A 15,945-nucleotide genomic window follows, 5' to 3' on the forward strand; every position below is an offset into this window, starting at 1 on the left:
CATGGTATGAAAGCCATGGGCCGGCAGCCATGCGAAATTCATGGTTCTGCTCGCACTGCACCGTCGAATTAAAGGACTTCCATGGACTTCACCTTGACCCCCACGCTGGACGCCCACGACACCCGCATCCTGGCCGAACTGCAGGCCGACGCGCGCCTGAGCATGGCCGAGCTGGGCCGCCGCGTGCACCTGAGCCAGCCGGCCGTGACCGAGCGCGTGAAAAAGCTGGAAGCCGCCGGCGTCATCACCGGCTACCGCGCCACCGTGAACCTCACACGGCTGGGCTACGGCATCCGCGGGATCATCCGCGTCGGGCGCGCCGACTACGACCTTGTGGTGAAGCTGGTGCAGGAGACGCCCGAGTGCGTCAATGCCTACAACGTGACCGGCGAGGACAGCTGGATCCTCGAGATCGCCGTGATCGACGTGCCGCACCTCGATGCGGTGCTCGCCAAGTTCTGCATCCTGACCGAGACCGCGACCTCGATCATCCTGAACCCGGCGCGCGAGCACCAGCCGATGCTGCCGCCGCAGCGCGCCGACGTGAAGCCGCCGGTGCGCAAGGCGCTCAGCGCGTAGCGGCGAGCGCGTTGAAGGCCGTCACCACCTCGGGCGGCGCCTGCACCATCTCGACCAGCACGCCCTCGCCCGAGATCGGGAACTCGTCGTTCGCCTTGGGGTGCAGAAAGCAGATGTCGAAACCGGCCGCGCCCTTGCGGATGCCGCCCGGCGCAAAGCGCACGCCTTGCGCCGTGAGCCACTCGACGGCCTTGGGCAGGTCGTCGATCCACAGGCCGACGTGGTTCAGCGGCGTGGTGTGCACCGCCGGTTTCTTCTCGGGGTCCAGCGGCTGCATCAGGTCGACCTCGACCTTGAACGGGCCGCTGCCCATCGAACAGATGTCTTCGTCGACGTTCTCGCGCTCGCTGCGGAAGGTGCCCGTGACCTCGAGCCCCAGCATGTCGACCCACAGCTTCTGCAGGCGCAGCTTGTCGGGGCCGCCGATGGCGATCTGCTGGATGCCCAGCACCTTGAAGGGACGCGGCGTGGTCATGCGCAGCCGCCTTCTTCCGCCTGCTCCTGCGTGCGGTGCGAGCGCAGGCCGAGCTTGCGCAGCAGCTGCACGTCGGCGTCGACGTCGGGGTTGCCGGTGACCAGCAGCTTGTCGCCGTAGAAGATCGAATTGGCGCCGGCCATGAAGCACAGGGCCTGCACCGCCTCGCCCATCTGCTGGCGGCCGGCCGACAGGCGCACGCGCGCCGTCGGCATGGTGATGCGGGCCACGGCGATCATGCGCACGAAGTCGAAGGGATCGACCGGCTCCGAGTCGGCCAGCGGCGTGCCGGGCACGCGCACCAGGCTGTTGATCGGCACCGACTCCGGGTACGGGTCCATGTTGGCGAGCTGCGCGATCAGCCCGGCGCGGTGCACCGGCTGCTCGCCCATGCCCACGATGCCGCCGCAGCACACGCTGATGCCGGCGCTGCGCACGGCCGCCAGCGTGTCCAGGCGGTCCTGGTAGGTGCGCGTGTCGACCACGTCGGTGTAGTACTCGGGCGCGGTGTCCAGGTTGTGGTTGTAGTAATCGAGGCCCGCGGCCTTGAGCTGCTGCGCGTGGTGCGGCTCCAGCATGCCCAGCGTGGCGCAGGTCTGCAGGCCCAGGCCCTTCACGGCCTCGACCAGCACCGCCACCTTCTCGACGTCGCGGTCCTTGGGCGCGCGCCAGGCGGCGCCCATGCAAAAGCGCGTGGCGCCGGCGTCCTTGGCAGCCTGCGCGGCGCGCACCACCTCGTCGACCTCCATGAGCTTTTGCGCCTTCACGCCGGTGTCGAACTCGGCCGACTGCGGGCAGTAGCCGCAGTTCTCGGGGCAGCCGCCGGTCTTCACCGACAGCAGCGTGGCCAGCTCGATGTCGCCCTCGGGGAAATGCCGGCGATGCACGGTCTGCGCCTCGAACAGCAGTTCCATGAAAGGCTTGTCGAGCAGCGCCTGAATCGCCTCCACGGACCAGGGGCCCTGGGGCGTCGCCACGGCCTTGGCCGGGCGGTGCAGCGTGATTGCCGCTTGTTGCAGGTCGTTGGCACCCATCAGTTGAACTCCAGAATGATTTGGTCGACGGCGAGCGATTCGCCCTTGGCCGCCGAGATCTTGCCCACCACGCCGTCCTGCGTGGCGAACAGCACGTTTTCCATCTTCATGGCCTCGATCACGGCCAGCTTCTCGCCGGCCTGGACCTGCTGCCCCGGCTGCACCGACACCTCGACCAACAGGCCCGGCATCGGCGACATCAGGAACTTGCTGAGGTCGGGCGGTGCCTTGTAGGGCATCAGCTCGAGCAGGCGCGCACCCAGCGGCGACAGCACCATGGTCTCGATCTGCGTGCCGTCGTGCGACACGCGCAGCGCCAGCGGGTTCTTGCCCGCGCCGCGCTCCACCTGCGCCGTGAAGGGCTTGCCGTTGGCCGTGCCCTGCACGCGCACCGCACCGAGCGCGAAGTCGCTCTCGATCTGGTAGCGCTTGTCGCCCACCGTGACGGCGCTGGCGCCGGTCTTGCCCTGGAAGTCGCTCACCGACACCGCGTGGTGCACGTGCTTGCCCTCGGGGCCCAGCTCGACCACCACGAACTGCTCGCCCACCTTCACGCCGTGGCCCGCCAGCTGCCCGCTGATGCCCGAGGCGCGCGCGCGGTAGCGGCGGTTGACGAAGGCGGCCAGTGCCACCAGGAACGCCGGATCGGCATGCGGCACGTCTTCCGCATGGAAGCCCTTGCCGTAGTGCTCGGCGATAAAGCCGGTGTTGAAATCGCCGGCCACGAACTTCGGGTGCGCGAGCAGCGCCGCCTGGAACGGGATGTTGCTGCTGATGCCGCGGATCACAAAGCCGTTGAGCGCCTCGCGCATGAGCGCGATCGCCTCGTTGCGGTCCTTGCCGTGCACGATGAGCTTGGCGATCATCGAGTCGTAGTACATCGGGATCTCGCCGCCGTCGTACACGCCGGTGTCCACGCGCACGCCGTGCAGGTGGCCGGTGTCGCTCGCGAACATGCTCTCGGCCGGCGGCTGGAACTTCACCAGGCGGCCCGTCGAGGGCAGGAAGTTGCGGAACGGGTCTTCGGCGTTGATGCGGCACTCGATGGCCCAGCCGTCGCGCTTCACGTCGGCCTGCGCCAGCGGCAGCTTCTCGCCGGCCGCCACGCGGATCATCAGCTCGACCAGGTCCAAGCCGGTGATGCACTCGGTCACCGGGTGCTCCACCTGCAGGCGCGTGTTCATCTCCAGGAAGTAGAAGCTCTGGTCCTTGCCGACCACGAACTCCACCGTGCCCGCGCTCTGGTACTTCACGGCCTTGGCCAGTGCCACGGCCTGCTCGCCCATCGCCTTGCGCGTGGCATCGGTGATGAAGGGCGACGGCGCCTCCTCGATCACCTTCTGGTGGCGGCGCTGAATGGAGCACTCGCGCTCGTTCAGGTAGATGACGTTGCCGTGCGAATCGCCCAGCACCTGGATCTCGATGTGGCGCGGCTCCTCGACGAACTTCTCGATGAACACGCGGTCGTCGCCGAAGGAATTGCGCGCTTCATTGCGGCAAGAAGTGAAGCCCTCGAAGGCCTCCTTGTCGTTGAAGGCCACGCGCAGGCCCTTGCCGCCGCCGCCGGCCGAGGCCTTGATCATCACCGGGTAGCCGATGTCCTTCGCGATCTCGACGGCGCGCTCGGCCGTCTCGATGGCGTCGTTCCAGCCCGGGATGGTGTTGACCTGGGCTTCGTTCGCGAGCTTCTTCGAGGCGATCTTGTCGCCCATGGCCGCGATCGAATAGTGCTTCGGGCCGATGAAGGCAATGCCCTCTTCCTCGACCTTGCGCGCAAAGGCTTCGTTCTCCGACAGGAAGCCGTAACCCGGGTGCACGGCCTCGGCACCGGTCTTCTTGCAGGCCGCGATGATGCGGTCGGCCTGCAGATAACTCTCACGGCTGGGCGCGGCGCCGATGTGCACGGCCTCGTCGGCCAGCTCGACGTGGCGGGCTTCCTTGTCGGCGTCGGAGTAGACGGCGACGGTCAGGATGCCCATCTTCTTCGCGGTCTGGATGACGCGGCAGGCGATTTCGCCACGGTTGGCGATCAGGATCTTCTTGAACATGTTCTTCTTTCTCCGTGCGGCTCAGAGCGGAATGTTTCCGTGCTTGCGCCACGGGTTCTCGAGCTTCTTCTCGCGCAGCATCACGAGCGAGCGGCAGATGCGCTTGCGCGTCTCGTGCGGCAGGATCACGTCGTCGATGTAGCCGCGCGCGCCGGCCACGTACGGGTTGGCGAAGCGGGCCTTGTACTCCGCCTCGCGGGCGGCGAGCTTCTCGGGGTCGTTCTTGTCTTCGCGGAAGATGATCTCCACCGCGCCCTTGGCGCCCATCACCGCGATCTCGGCGCGCGGCCAGGCCAGGTTGACGTCGCCGCGCAGGTGCTTGGAGGCCATCACGTCGTATGCACCGCCGTAGGCCTTGCGCGTGATGACGGTGATCTTGGGCACCGTGCACTCCGCGTACGCGTACAGCAGCTTGGCGCCGTGCTTGATGATGCCGCCGTACTCCTGGCCGGTGCCGGGCATGAAGCCGGGCACGTCGACGAAGGTGATGACGGGGATGTTGAAAGCATCGCAAAAGCGCACGAAGCGCGCCGCCTTGATGCTGCTCTTGATGTCCAGGCAGCCCGCCAGCACCAGCGGCTGGTTGGCCACGATGCCGACCGTCTGGCCTTCCATGCGCGCGAACCCGATCACGATGTTCTTCGCGTAGTCGGGCTGCAGCTCGAAGAAGTCGCCGTCGTCCACCACCTTCAGGATCAGTTCCTTGATGTCGTAGGGCTTGTTCGGGTTGTCGGGCACCAGCGTGTCCAGCGAGTAGTCGGGCCGGTCGGCCGGGTCGCCCTGGCCGTCGTTGCCCAGGCGCACCGGCGGCTTCTCGCGGTTGTTCAGCGGCAGGTAGTTGTACAGGCGGCGCAGCATCATCAGCGCCTCGACGTCGTTCTCGAACGCCATGTCGGCCACGCCGCTGCGCGTGGTGTGGGTGATGGCACCGCCGAGCTCTTCGGCCGTCACGCTCTCGTGCGTCACGGTCTTCACCACTTCGGGGCCGGTGACGAACATGTAGCTGCTGTCCTTCACCATGAAGATGAAGTCGGTCATGGCGGGCGAGTACACGGCGCCGCCGGCGCACGGGCCCATGATCATGCTGATCTGCGGCACCACGCCCGAGGCCATCACGTTGCGCTGGAACACGTCGGCATAGCCACCCAGCGAGGCCACGCCTTCCTGGATGCGGGCGCCGCCCGAGTCGTTCAGGCCGATGACCGGTGCGCCGACCTTCATGGCCTGGTCCATCACCTTGCAGATCTTCTCGGCGTGGGCTTCGCTGAGCGCGCCGCCGAAGACCGTGAAGTCCTGGCTGAACACGAACACGAGGCGGCCGTTGATCATGCCGTAGCCCGTGACCACGCCGTCGCCGGGGATCTTCTGCTCGGCCATGCCGAAGTCGACCGAGCGGTGCTCGACGAACATGTCCCACTCTTCAAACGTGCCGTCGTCGAGCAGCAGCTCGATGCGCTCGCGCGCCGTGAGCTTGCCCTTGGCGTGCTGCGCGTCGATGCGCTTCTGCCCGCCGCCGAGTCGCGCCTGGGCGCGCTTCTTTTCGAGTTGTTCGATCAGTTCTTGCATGGTGTGCTTCCGAAGCTGTGGTTCTGGATTGCTGGGAGAGTCTTGTGGGGGCCGGGGCGTCACACCCGGGCGGTGATGGCGGCCGCGGCGAGCAGCTGGCGCGCCGCCGTCGAGGCCGGCAGGCTGCCCTGCGCCACCTGCTGCGTGAGTTGCGGCAGAAGCTCGCGCACCTGCGCGTGCTGGCGGAACGCCTGCTTGAGCCCGGCGTCGATGCGTTCCCACATCCACGCGGTGGCCTGCTTTTCGCGGCGCTTGGCGAGCTTGCCGTTGGCGGTCTGCAGCGCCTTGAATTCGAGCACGGCGTCCCAGAAGGCGTCGACGCCGGTGCCGGCGAGCGCGCTCAGCTGCAGCACCTTGGGCAGCCAGAAGCGGCGCTCCACGCCGCTGTGCGCGTCGTGCACGGCGTGCGCATGGTCGGGGTTGCCCTGGTGGCCGAACAGGCGCAGCGCCGAGGTGATCTGGGCCTGCGCGCGCGTGGCGGCGTCGCGGTCGATGTCGGCCTTGTTGATGGCGACCAGGTCGGCCAGCTCCATCACGCCCTTCTTGATCGCCTGCAGGTCATCGCCCGCGTTGGGCAGCTGCAGCAGCACGAACATGTCGGTCATGCCGGCCACGGCGGTTTCGCTCTGGCCCACGCCCACGGTCTCGACGATCACGATGTCGTAGCCCGCGGCCTCGCAGACCAGCATGGCTTCGCGCGTCTTCTCGGCCACGCCGCCGAGCGTGCCGCTCGAGGGGCTGGGCCGGATGTAGGCGCGCTCGTGCACCGACAGGCGCTCCATGCGCGTCTTGTCGCCCAGGATGGAGCCGCCCGACACGGTGGACGACGGGTCGATGGTGAGCACCGCCACGCGGTGGCCCTTGCCGATCAGCAGCAGGCCCAGCGTTTCGATGAAGGTCGACTTGCCCACGCCGGGCACGCCCGAGATGCCCAGGCGAAACGAGGCGCCGGTGCGCGGCAGCAATGCCGTGAGCAGCTCGTCGGCCTGCGCGCGGTGGTCGGTGCGCGTCGATTCGAGCAGCGTGATCGCCTTGGCGATGGCACGCCGCTGCGCCATGCCCGGCGCATCGGCCAGCGCGCGTTCGAGCGCGCCGACGGTGTTCAGCACGCGGCCTCCGACGCCACGCGCCAGCGGTAGTGCAGGTCGACGCCCTCCTCGCCTTCGAGCACGAAGCCGTGCCGCTGGTAGAAGCGGTTGGCGTCGCTCTGCACGAGCGCGGTGAGCTTGATGTCCAGCTTCTGTTCGCGCGCCTGCGCCTTGGCCCAGCGCAGCGCCCATTCGCCGATGCCGCGCCCCTGGAAGCCGGTGCGCAGGTACAGGTGATCGAGGCGCAGCGCATCCGCGTCCTCGGGCTTGAGCGTGATGAAGCCCAGGCGCTGCTCACCGTCGAGCACGATGTGGTGCATGTACGGCACCACGAAACCGGCCGACAGGCGCTCGCGCGAGCGCGTGAGGTCGAAACGGCCGACGCGCTCCAGGCTCGGACGCATCGCATCGATGCGCACGGCCAGCATGTCTTCGAAATCGCTGGAATCCACGGGCTGCAGCGACAGCCGCGACAAGAGATCGCCCACGTCGCTTCGTCTCAGACTGCGACGGCCGCGCGGATCTGCTCCAGCACGTCCTTGGCGCTGGCCGGGATGGGCGTGCCCGGGCCGTAGATGCCCTTGACGCCGGCTTCGTAGAGGAAGTCGTAGTCCTGGCGCGGAATCACGCCGCCGACGAAGACGATGATGTCGTCCGCGCCCTGCTTGCGCAGCTCTTCGATGATGGCCGGCACGAGCGTCTTGTGGCCTGCGGCGAGCGTGCTCACGCCCACGGCGTGCACGTCGTTCTCGATGGCCTGGCGCGCGCACTCTTCGGGCGTCTGGAACAGCGGGCCCATGTCGACGTCGAAACCCAGGTCGGCGAACGCCGTGGCAACGACCTTCGCGCCGCGGTCGTGCCCGTCCTGGCCCAGCTTGGAAATCATCACGCGCGGGCGACGGCCCTGTGCCTCGGCGAAGGCGTTGATCTCGGTCTTGAGGTTTTCCCAGCCTTCGGCCGAGTCATAGGCGGCAGCGTACACACCGGTCACCTTTTGCGTGTCGGCGCGATGGCGGCCGAAGGATTTTTCGAGGGCGTCGGAAATCTCGCCGACGGTGGCGCGGGCGCGCACCGCGTCGATGCTCAGCGCCAACAGGTTGCCGGTGTTGTTCTCGGCGGCATTGGTGAGCGCGTCCAGCGCGGCCTGCACCTTGGCGTTGTCGCGCGAAGCGCGGATGCTCTGCAGGCGCGCCACCTGCTGCTCGCGCACCTTGACGTTGTCGATCGACAGGCTGTCGATCGCGTCTTCGTTCTTGAGCTTGTACTTGTTGACGCCGACGATCACGTCCTTGCCCGAGTCGATGCGCGCCTGCTTCTCGGCGGCGGCGGCTTCGATCTTGAGCTTGGCCCAGCCGCTGTCCACGGCCTTGGTCATGCCGCCCATCGCCTCGACCTCTTCGATGATGGTCCAGGCGGCGTCGGCCATGTCCTGCGTGAGCTTCTCCATCATGTAGCTGCCGGCCCAGGGGTCGATCACGTTCGTGATGTGCGTCTCTTCCTGGATGATGAGCTGCGTGTTGCGCGCGATGCGGGCGCTGAACTCGGTGGGTAGCGCAATGGCTTCGTCGAGCGCGTTGGTGTGCAGGCTCTGCGTGCCGCCGAACACCGCGGCCATCGCCTCGATGGTGGTGCGCACCACGTTGTTGTACGGGTCCTGCTCGGTGAGCGACCAGCCAGACGTTTGGCAGTGCGTGCGCAGCATCAGGCTCTTGGGGTTCTTGGGGTTGAACTCCTTCATGATGCGGCACCACAAGAGGCGCGCCGCGCGCATCTTGGCCACTTCGAGGTAGAAGTTCATGCCGATGGCCCAGAAGAAGCTCAGGCGGCCTGCAAAGCCGTCCACGTCGAGGCCCTTGGCCAGCGCGGTCTTCACGTACTCCTTGCCGTCGGCCAGCGTGAACGCCAGCTCCAGCGCCTGGTTGGCGCCGGCTTCCTGCATGTGATAGCCGCTGATCGAGATCGAGTTGAACTTGGGCATCTTCTGTGCCGTGTACTCGATGATGTCGCCAATGATCCGCATGCTCGGCGCCGGCGGAAAGATGTACGTGTTGCGGACCATGAACTCCTTGAGGATGTCGTTCTGGATGGTTCCGCTCAGTTGGTCTTGCGCCACGCCCTGCTCTTCGGCCGCGACCACGTAGCCCGCCAGCACCGGCAGCACGGCGCCGTTCATCGTCATCGAGACACTCACCTTGTCGAGCGGGATCTGGTCGAACAGGATCTTCATGTCCTCGACCGAATCGATGGCCACGCCGGCCTTGCCGACGTCGCCGGTCACGCGCGGGTGGTCGCTGTCGTAGCCGCGGTGGGTGGCCAGGTCGAAGGCCACGCTCACGCCCTGCCCGCCGGCGGCCAGCGCCTTGCGGTAGAACGCGTTCGATTCCTCGGCGGTCGAGAAGCCGGCGTACTGGCGGATGGTCCAGGGGCGCACCGCGTACATGGTGGCCTGCGGGCCGCGCAGGTACGGCTCGAAGCCGGGCAGCGTGTCGGTGTACTTCAGGCCTTGCAGGTCGGCTGCGGTGTACAGCGGCTTCACGCTGATGCCGTCGGGCGTGATCCAGTTCAGCGCATTCACGTCGCCGCCGGGCGCCGACTTGGCGGCGGACTTGGCCCAGGCGTCGAGATCGGCCGGCTTGTAGGTGGGTTCGGGTGTGCTGCTGCTCATGGAAGGCGCCGCTCCAGGCGGTGGTCTGACGGGATTCGCAAGGTCGCTTGCACGGATTTGCAAGCCGTTCACAAGTCTAACCCATCCGTAATTATTAATTCAAACGCATTTTTTGAAGTACAGTGCAGCCCATGTCCGCCGTCACCCTGACCCCCCGCGCCCTCTATGAAGAGGTGGCCGAGCTCCTGCGCCAACGGATCTTCCGCCGCGAGCTGGAGCCCGGCAGCTGGATCGACGAACTCAAGCTGGCCGAGGAATACGGCATCAGCCGCACGCCCCTGCGCGAGGCGCTGAAGGTGCTGGCCGCCGAAGGGCTGGTGACGATGAAGGTGCGCCGCGGCGCCTACGTCACCGAGGTGTCGGAGCAGGATCTGGCCGATGTGTATCACCTGCTCTCGCTGCTCGAGAGCGACGCCGCCGGCGTGGTGGCCGAGCGCGCCACCGACGACCAGCGCGCCGAACTGAAGGCGCTGCATGCCGAGCTGGAGGCCGCGGCCGCCCCTGGCAAGGAAGACCGCGAGCACTTCTTTGCGGTGAACGAGCGCTTCCACATGAGCCTGCTGGCCATTGCCAACAACAAGTGGCGCGACCAGATGGTGGCCGACCTGCGCAAGGTGATGAAGTTGAATCGCCACAACTCGTTGCTGAAGGCCGGGCGCATTGGCGAGTCGCTGGCGGAGCACCGCGCGGTGATGGCGGCCATCGAGGCGCGCGACGCGGCCACGGCCATGGCGCGCATGCGCGAGCACTTCCTCAACGGCCTCGAAGCCGCTGTATAAGGCTCACCCCCAGTCTGCGCGCACTTCGTGTCGCTTCGCCAACCCCCTTCCGGGGGCGACGCCTGCGGCCCGGCAGAGCCGGTTCCGCGGCGTCTCGCGAAGGGGCCTGCGCCTCTGGGCGCGGCCTCGTTCAGCCTAGTGTGAGGGTCCCTGCCTCTGTCGCGATGCGCTGGGCGATTTCCAGCATGCGCGGGGCGACACGGCTCAGCATGGTCTCCCTTGGCAGCAGGTACGCGGGGCCACCGCAGCTCACGCCGTAGCGTTCGCCGCGCGGGCCTTCGAGCGCGAAGCCCAGGGCGTGGATCTGGGGGTTCCATTCGCCGAAGGAGGTGCAGTAGCCCAGGCGGGCGTACTCTTCCAGGCTGGCGATGAGGCGCGGTTCGATGGCGTGCCAGTTCTCGCCGGTTTCGAGCCGGATCTGCTCCAGCAATGCCGACTGCTCGGGCCCGGGCAAGGCGCCGATGTAGGCCCGGCCGGAGGCCGAGGTGGCGATGGACATGCGCGAGCCGACGTCGATGCGGGAGCTGATGAGCGCCGAGCGCGGGCGCAGCGAATCGATGACCAGCATGTCCAGGTCGTCGCGCACCGCCATGTGGATGCTGGCGCCCGACAGTTCGGCCAGGTTGCTCAGATGGGGACGCGCCAGCGCCCTCAGGTCGAAATTGCGCAGGTAGCGGCTGCTCATGTCGAGCAACACCGGCCCCAGGCTGAAACGCTCACTGTCTTGCGACTGCCGCAGATACCCCGCCCCCACCAACGTCGCCGTGAGGCGCGACACCGTGGCCTTCGGAATGCCGGTGGTGTCGGCCAATTCCCGGTTTCCGACGGGCGCTGCCGCCATCCCGATGACCTTCAGCAGCGACAACCCCCTGGCAAGCGCACTGACTTCTTCCTTGCTGCCTGCAGCTTCACTCATAAGACAGAACCTTTTTCTTGTTTCCCTGACCGCCTTATTCTTGAGCAAAAACAGGTGCTTCGCTCACACTTGTTGTTGCATTGTCATGAAACTGTGTTCCATCGAGCGTCAACTTCGCTCAATTGTGTTGACTGTCTACAAAGTCGGGGCGGCGAGGCCGGAATTCAGGCGGCCTGGGCGGCAGGTTCGTGCGCCAGCGCCATCACTTCGTGCGGCGGACGGGTCTTCAGGCGGTGGTCGCTCCAGACCTGGCGCCAGCGGCGCGCGCCAGGCAGGCCGTTGCGCAGGCCCAGCATGTGGCGCGCGATCGACCACCAGTTCGTGCCGTGCTCGGCCGCCTCGCGGACCATGTAGTCGCACATCTGCGCCTCGATGTCCTCGCGCGTGAGCGTCTGCGGGGCGTCGCCGTAGAACTCGGCGTCCCATTCGGCCAGCCACCAGGGGTTGTGGTACGCCTCGCGGCCGATCATGGCGCCGTCGAGCAGCCGCAGGTGCTCGTGCACCTGGGCGTTGGTGGCGATGCCGCCGTTGATCGAAAACTGCAGCGCCGGAAAGTCGTGCTTCAGGCGGTGCACCAGCGCATAGCGCAGCGGTGGAATCTCGCGGTTCTGCTTTGGGCTCAGGCCCTGCAGCCAGGCGTTGCGCGCATGCACGATGAAGGTGCCGCAACCGGCCTCGCTCACCGCACCGACGAAATCGCGCACGAACTCGTAGCTCTCGATCTTGTCGATGCCGATGCGGTGCTTCACCGTGACCGGCACATCGACCACGTCGACCATCGCCTTCACGCAATCGGCCACCAGCTGCGGCTCGTTCATGAGGCAGGCCCCGAACGCGCCGCGCTGCACGCGCTCGCTCGGGCAGCCGCAGTTCAGGTTGATCTCGTCGTAGCCCCACTCCTGCCCGAGCTTCGCGCAATGGGCGAGGTCGTGCGGCTCACTGCCGCCGAGCTGCAACGCGACGGGATGTTCTTCTTCGTGAAAGCGCAAGTGGCGCGGCACGTCGCCGTGGATCAGCGCGCCGGTGGTCACCATCTCCGTATAGAGCAGCGCGTGGCGTGTCATGAGGCGGTGGAAGACGCGGCAGTGCCTGTCGGTCCAGTCCATCATGGGCGCGACGGAGATGATTTTTTCTTTCAGATTCAAGGACTTGTCGTTCATACGCGGGACGCTCGCTCGGGGGCGTAGTTTCTCACGCGACGGTTTTTGGCGAGCCGCCTGCCCGGTAGTTCCCCGGCGTCACGCCGAAGCAGCGGCGGAACCAGCGCGAGAAATGCGCCTGGTCGGCAAAGCCGCATTGCACCGCCACCTCGGCGGGCGCATGACCCTCACGCAGCAGCACCTTGGCGCGGGCGATGCGCGCCAGCCGCGCGTACTGCGCCGGTGCCATGCCGACCGCCGCGCGGAACAGGCGATGGAAATGCTCGCGCGACACGCCGAGCCGTTCGGCGAGCGACGTGGGTTCGATGCGGCAGGCATCCTCGGTCGCGAGCAGGTCGCACACCGCCTCGACGCGCGCATCGCCCGCGGCCCGGGCGACCGCCACGAGCGGGTCGGTCGTCTGCGTGCGGAAGATGCCGTCGAGCAGCGCGCCGATGCGCGCACCGTCCTTCGTCGATGCGGCCTGCGCGAGCGCATCGACGTTCGCCTCGTCGCGCCAGACGTCTTGGCGCAGCGACCCGCGCCGACCAGCCGGCCACCCCATTCGCGCCGCCACCCAGGCGTGCGGCACATACAGCATCACCATGCGAAAGCCCTGCGCGCTCACGCCGGCGGTGTGCAGCGCGAACGGCGGCATCAGCACCAGCTCGCCGGCCTGCGCCGAGCGGGGCGCGCCCGCACAGACGAACTCGCAGCGGCCTTCGACGATCGCGCCCACGCTCCACTCGGCATGCCAATGCAATGCGAAGTGCGCCTTGGGATCGCCCGCGAACATCACCTCGACCGGCGTGCCGTCGGCCAGCGGCAGGCCGATCACATGCGAGGTTGTCGGAGCGGGAAGCGTCATGGCCCGCCGAGCGTAGCGCAGCCGCCCGCCGGAGGCAGCGCCCTCCTCACACCGCGATCGCGCCGCGCACCGTGAGGCCCATCCAGCCCGCGCTGGCCTGCGTCGCCTGCACAGGGCCGAGCAGCGCGAGTTCCTCCACCGGATGCTCGTGAAAGCGCAGCGTGGCCTCGCCCTGCACCCAGCCCGTTTCGACACGGTCGATGATGTCGGCGCGCAGGTAGCGCGGCACCGCCACGCTGCCCGCCTGCGTCAGGTCGGGCCAGCCGATGGCGCCGATGGTGGGCGCGGCCAGGAAGCCGAGCGGCCCGCTCGCCTCGCCCGACAGCGTGACCGTGGCATCCACCAGCCGCCGCTCCTTCACGCTGAGGCTCGCGCCGAGCCGGCTGCCGGCCGCCATCGGCGCGGCGGCTGGATGAATCAGCGGCAGGCTGCGCGTGAGCCAGGTCTGGCCGATCTTCTTGGGCCAGCCCTGCAGCCAGCCGCGCAGCATCGAGATGTCCTGGTCGACGTAGATGAGCGGGCAGTAGAAGCAGCGGCGCGACGTGTCGCCGCGCGCCGGTTCGATCTCGAGCACCACGATGGTCTCGCGGTACTGCGCGTACACGGGGTCGAGCATTTCGCGCCCGTCGTCGCCGCACGATTGCCAGTCGGCGAAATGCACGCAGCCATGGCCCGTGGCCACGCCGACCTCTGGCGGCACCAGCGCCGCGCCGCGTGCGGCATCGAACGAGAAGCCCACGTTGACCAGCCACCCGGCGTAGTGCCACGGCGGCGCCTGCACGAGCGCGCTGCGGCCCGAGGCGGTGAAGGGTGGAGCGAAGGAAGACGAAGAAGAAGGCGACATCAAACAACCTGTCGTGACGGAGTCAAAGAAGCCCCGCAAGATAGGCACGCCCCGCGCCCGCGTCTTGTACGCCAGTGATGCAATGCACAAACAGCGCTTTCGCGTGCGCGGGGGACGCCATGTGGCGGCGTTGTCCGACTCCGCCCCGCCCTCGCCTCGTGACAATGGACCGGCCTGGCAGACCCGCGCCACAAGCGCAGACGAGCCGACGCATTTCATTTCCAGGCTACGCACCGATGACCCGCATCTACCTCATAGAAGACAACCCCCTGATCGCCACCACCCTGACCGATGGACTGAGGGAATTCTCCGGATGCGAAGTCGTCGCTACCGCCAGCAGCAGCGACGAAGCCATCGACTGGCTCGACGCCAACCCCGACGCCTGGGACGCCGCCGTGATCGACGTGTTCCTCGCGCAAGGCAACGGCCTGACCGTGGCCAACCACCTGAGGGAACGCAAGTCGCCCGCGCAGCGCACCGTGGTGTTCATGAACCACGCGACCTCCGAGGTGCGTGAAGGCGCGCTGTCGGCAGGCGTCGATGCGGTGTTCGACAAGTCGCTGCAGCTCGAAGACTTCTACGACTTCTGCCGCACGCTCGGCATTGCGCCGCGCCGTTAGTCGTTCAGACGTTGGCCGCCCGAATCGATTCGGCCAGCAGCCCCAGCCCTTCTTCAAAAACCGCTTCGGGAATGGTGAGCGGAAACAGGAAGCGCACCACGTTGCCGTGCACCCCGCAGGTCAGCAGCAGCAGCCCGCGCTCGAGCCCCGCCGCATGCACGCGCTTCGTGAACTCGGCGTCGGGCTCGCCGCTGTGCGGATCGCGAAACTCCACCGCCACCATCGCGCCCAGGCCGCGCACGTCGCAGATGCGCGGCACCACGGTGCGCAGTGCCGCGAGGCATGCCGTCAGCCGCTCGCCGAGCATGCGAGCGCGCGCGACCAGCCCTTCGTCCTCGATCACGCGCATCGTCTCCAGCGCCGCGGCCACCGCCAGCGGGTTGCCCGCGTAGGTGCCGCCGAGGCTGCCGACGCGCGTGGCGTCCATGAGTTCGGCGCGTCCCGTGAGCGCCGACAGCGGAAAGCCACCGGCCAGGCTCTTGGCGGTCGTGACCAGGTCGGCCTCGATGCCGTAGTGCTCCAGCGCGAAGAGCTTGCCGGTGCGACCGAAGCCGGTCTGGATTTCGTCGACGACCAGCAGGATGCCGTGGCGGTCGCACTCTGCACGCAGGTGCTCCATGAGTGCGGGCGGCGCCACGTAGAAGCCGCCCTCGCCCTGCACCAGTTCGATGACGATCGCCGCCACGCGCTGCGGATCGACGTCGGTCTTGAACAACCGGTCGAGCGCCGCGATGCTGTCGTCCACCGTCACGCCCAGCGGCGCGGCCGGAAACGGCACGTGCCACACGTCACCCGGCATCGGGCCGAAGCCCGCCTTGTACGGCGCGACCTTGCCGGTGAGCGCCATGCCCATGAAGGTACGGCCGTGGAAGGCGCCCGAGAACGCTACCACGCCGCTGCGGCCCGTGGCGGCGCGCGCCACCTTCATCGCGTTCTCGATGGCCTCGGCGCCGGTCGTGAAGAGCGCGCTCTTCTTGGCACTCGGGCCGGGCACGACGCGGTTCAGCTGCTCGCACAGCGCCACGTACTCCTCATACGGCGTGACATGGAAGCAGGTGTGGTGAAAGTCGTCGAGCTGCGCGCGCACGGCCGCCACGATGCGCGGATGGCGGTGGCCGGTGGCGAGCGTGGCGATGCCGCTGGCAAAGTCGACAAAGCGCCGGCCTTCCACGTCCCACAGCTCGGCGTTGTCGGCGCGGGCGGTGAAGTGCGGCGTGAGCGTGCCGATGCCCTGCGCGCAGGCGGCGTTCTTGCGGGCCTGCAGGCTCGCGTTGGTCGTGACTTGGGTGAGCATGAAGAAAAAATAGAAAGAGAAGAGACAGAA

Annotated in this window: 15 protein-coding genes; 3 read left to right on the forward strand and 12 right to left on the reverse strand. The window is 67.7% G+C overall.

The genetic code is table 11. The annotated features are described in order from the left end of the window. Window positions 1-81: 81 nt before the first annotated feature. Window positions 82-579, forward strand: coding sequence for an Lrp/AsnC family transcriptional regulator (locus ACAM42_RS20395; RefSeq protein WP_062473217.1), 498 nt, complete (start codon window positions 82-84; stop codon window positions 577-579). On the opposite strand, the gene ACAM42_RS20400 is transcribed toward ACAM42_RS20395, so the two are convergent. From ACAM42_RS20400 to scpA, 7 genes are read right to left on the reverse strand one after another with little or no spacing between them, the layout of a single operon-like run. Beyond that, the gene (locus ACAM42_RS20400; RefSeq protein ID WP_056580047.1) at window positions 569-1,054 is read right to left on the reverse strand and encodes a VOC family protein; all 486 of its coding nucleotides are present in this window, start codon (window positions 1,052-1,054) and stop codon (window positions 569-571) included. The two genes, ACAM42_RS20395 and ACAM42_RS20400, sit on opposite strands and share 11 nt — an antisense overlap. Further along, window positions 1,051-2,088 (reverse strand): biotin synthase BioB, encoded by a 1,038-nt coding sequence (bioB, locus tag ACAM42_RS20405; protein ID WP_062473215.1) that lies wholly within the window; start codon window positions 2,086-2,088, stop codon window positions 1,051-1,053. Before bioB ends, ACAM42_RS20400 begins: the two co-directional genes overlap by 4 nt. Then, window positions 2,088-4,136: an acetyl-CoA carboxylase biotin carboxylase subunit gene (gene accC / locus ACAM42_RS20410; RefSeq protein ID WP_095745698.1), complete on the reverse strand. Its 2,049-nt coding sequence runs from the start codon at window positions 4,134-4,136 to the stop codon at window positions 2,088-2,090. The genes bioB and accC overlap by 1 nt, the downstream gene beginning before the upstream one ends. A 21-nt stretch (window positions 4,137-4,157) precedes the next feature. Beyond that, entirely contained in the window at window positions 4,158-5,702 is a 1,545-nt protein-coding gene (locus tag ACAM42_RS20415; protein WP_062473211.1) for an acyl-CoA carboxylase subunit beta, read from the reverse strand. 59 nt (window positions 5,703-5,761) lie between these two features. Further along, a complete protein-coding gene (gene meaB / locus ACAM42_RS20420) occupies window positions 5,762-6,760 on the reverse strand; it encodes a methylmalonyl Co-A mutase-associated GTPase MeaB (RefSeq protein ID WP_369632791.1) in 999 nt (332 codons plus the stop codon). 44 nt (window positions 6,761-6,804) lie between these two features. Beyond that, complete coding sequence (locus ACAM42_RS20425; protein ID WP_062473207.1) at window positions 6,805-7,278, reverse strand: GNAT family N-acetyltransferase; 474 nt, start codon at window positions 7,276-7,278, stop codon at window positions 6,805-6,807. Window positions 7,279-7,289: 11 nt separating this feature from the next. Continuing rightward, window positions 7,290-9,455, reverse strand: coding sequence for a methylmalonyl-CoA mutase (gene scpA, locus ACAM42_RS20430; protein ID WP_369629170.1), 2,166 nt, complete (start codon window positions 9,453-9,455; stop codon window positions 7,290-7,292). Between the two features lie 131 nt (window positions 9,456-9,586). Between scpA and ACAM42_RS20435 the strand changes: the two genes are divergently transcribed. Next, window positions 9,587-10,234, forward strand: a complete 648-nt coding sequence (locus ACAM42_RS20435; RefSeq protein WP_369629171.1) for a GntR family transcriptional regulator — start codon at window positions 9,587-9,589, stop codon at window positions 10,232-10,234. 130 nt (window positions 10,235-10,364) lie between these two features. On the opposite strand, the gene ACAM42_RS20440 is transcribed toward ACAM42_RS20435, so the two are convergent. The 4 genes from ACAM42_RS20440 to ACAM42_RS20455 form a co-directional block, all read right to left on the reverse strand. Continuing rightward, complete coding sequence (locus ACAM42_RS20440; protein ID WP_369629172.1) at window positions 10,365-11,150, reverse strand: IclR family transcriptional regulator; 786 nt, start codon at window positions 11,148-11,150, stop codon at window positions 10,365-10,367. 164 nt (window positions 11,151-11,314) lie between these two features. Further along, window positions 11,315-12,310 carry a tRNA dihydrouridine(20/20a) synthase DusA gene (dusA, locus tag ACAM42_RS20445; protein WP_369629173.1) on the reverse strand — a complete coding sequence of 332 codons (996 nt, stop codon included), beginning with the start codon at window positions 12,308-12,310 and terminating at the stop codon, window positions 11,315-11,317. A 31-nt stretch (window positions 12,311-12,341) separates the two neighbouring features. Continuing rightward, on the reverse strand, window positions 12,342-13,157 hold the full coding sequence (locus ACAM42_RS20450) for an AraC family transcriptional regulator (protein ID WP_369629174.1): 816 nt from the start codon (window positions 13,155-13,157) through the stop codon (window positions 12,342-12,344). A 46-nt stretch (window positions 13,158-13,203) separates the two neighbouring features. Further along, complete coding sequence (locus ACAM42_RS20455) at window positions 13,204-14,001, reverse strand: acetoacetate decarboxylase family protein (RefSeq protein ID WP_369629175.1); 798 nt, start codon at window positions 13,999-14,001, stop codon at window positions 13,204-13,206. Between the two features lie 236 nt (window positions 14,002-14,237). Between ACAM42_RS20455 and ACAM42_RS20460 the strand changes: the two genes are divergently transcribed. Continuing rightward, window positions 14,238-14,621, forward strand: coding sequence for a response regulator (locus tag ACAM42_RS20460; protein ID WP_062473196.1), 384 nt, complete (start codon window positions 14,238-14,240; stop codon window positions 14,619-14,621). 4 nt (window positions 14,622-14,625) lie between these two features. Here the strand turns inward: ACAM42_RS20460 and gabT are convergent, their stop codons facing one another. Beyond that, the gene (gene gabT, locus ACAM42_RS20465; RefSeq protein ID WP_369629176.1) at window positions 14,626-15,915 is read right to left on the reverse strand and encodes a 4-aminobutyrate--2-oxoglutarate transaminase; all 1,290 of its coding nucleotides are present in this window, start codon (window positions 15,913-15,915) and stop codon (window positions 14,626-14,628) included. Between the last annotated feature and the right edge of the window lie 30 nt (window positions 15,916-15,945).

The organism is Variovorax sp. V35, from assembly GCF_041154465.1.
Taxonomy (GTDB): Bacteria; Pseudomonadota; Gammaproteobacteria; order Burkholderiales; family Burkholderiaceae_C; genus Variovorax; species Variovorax boronicumulans.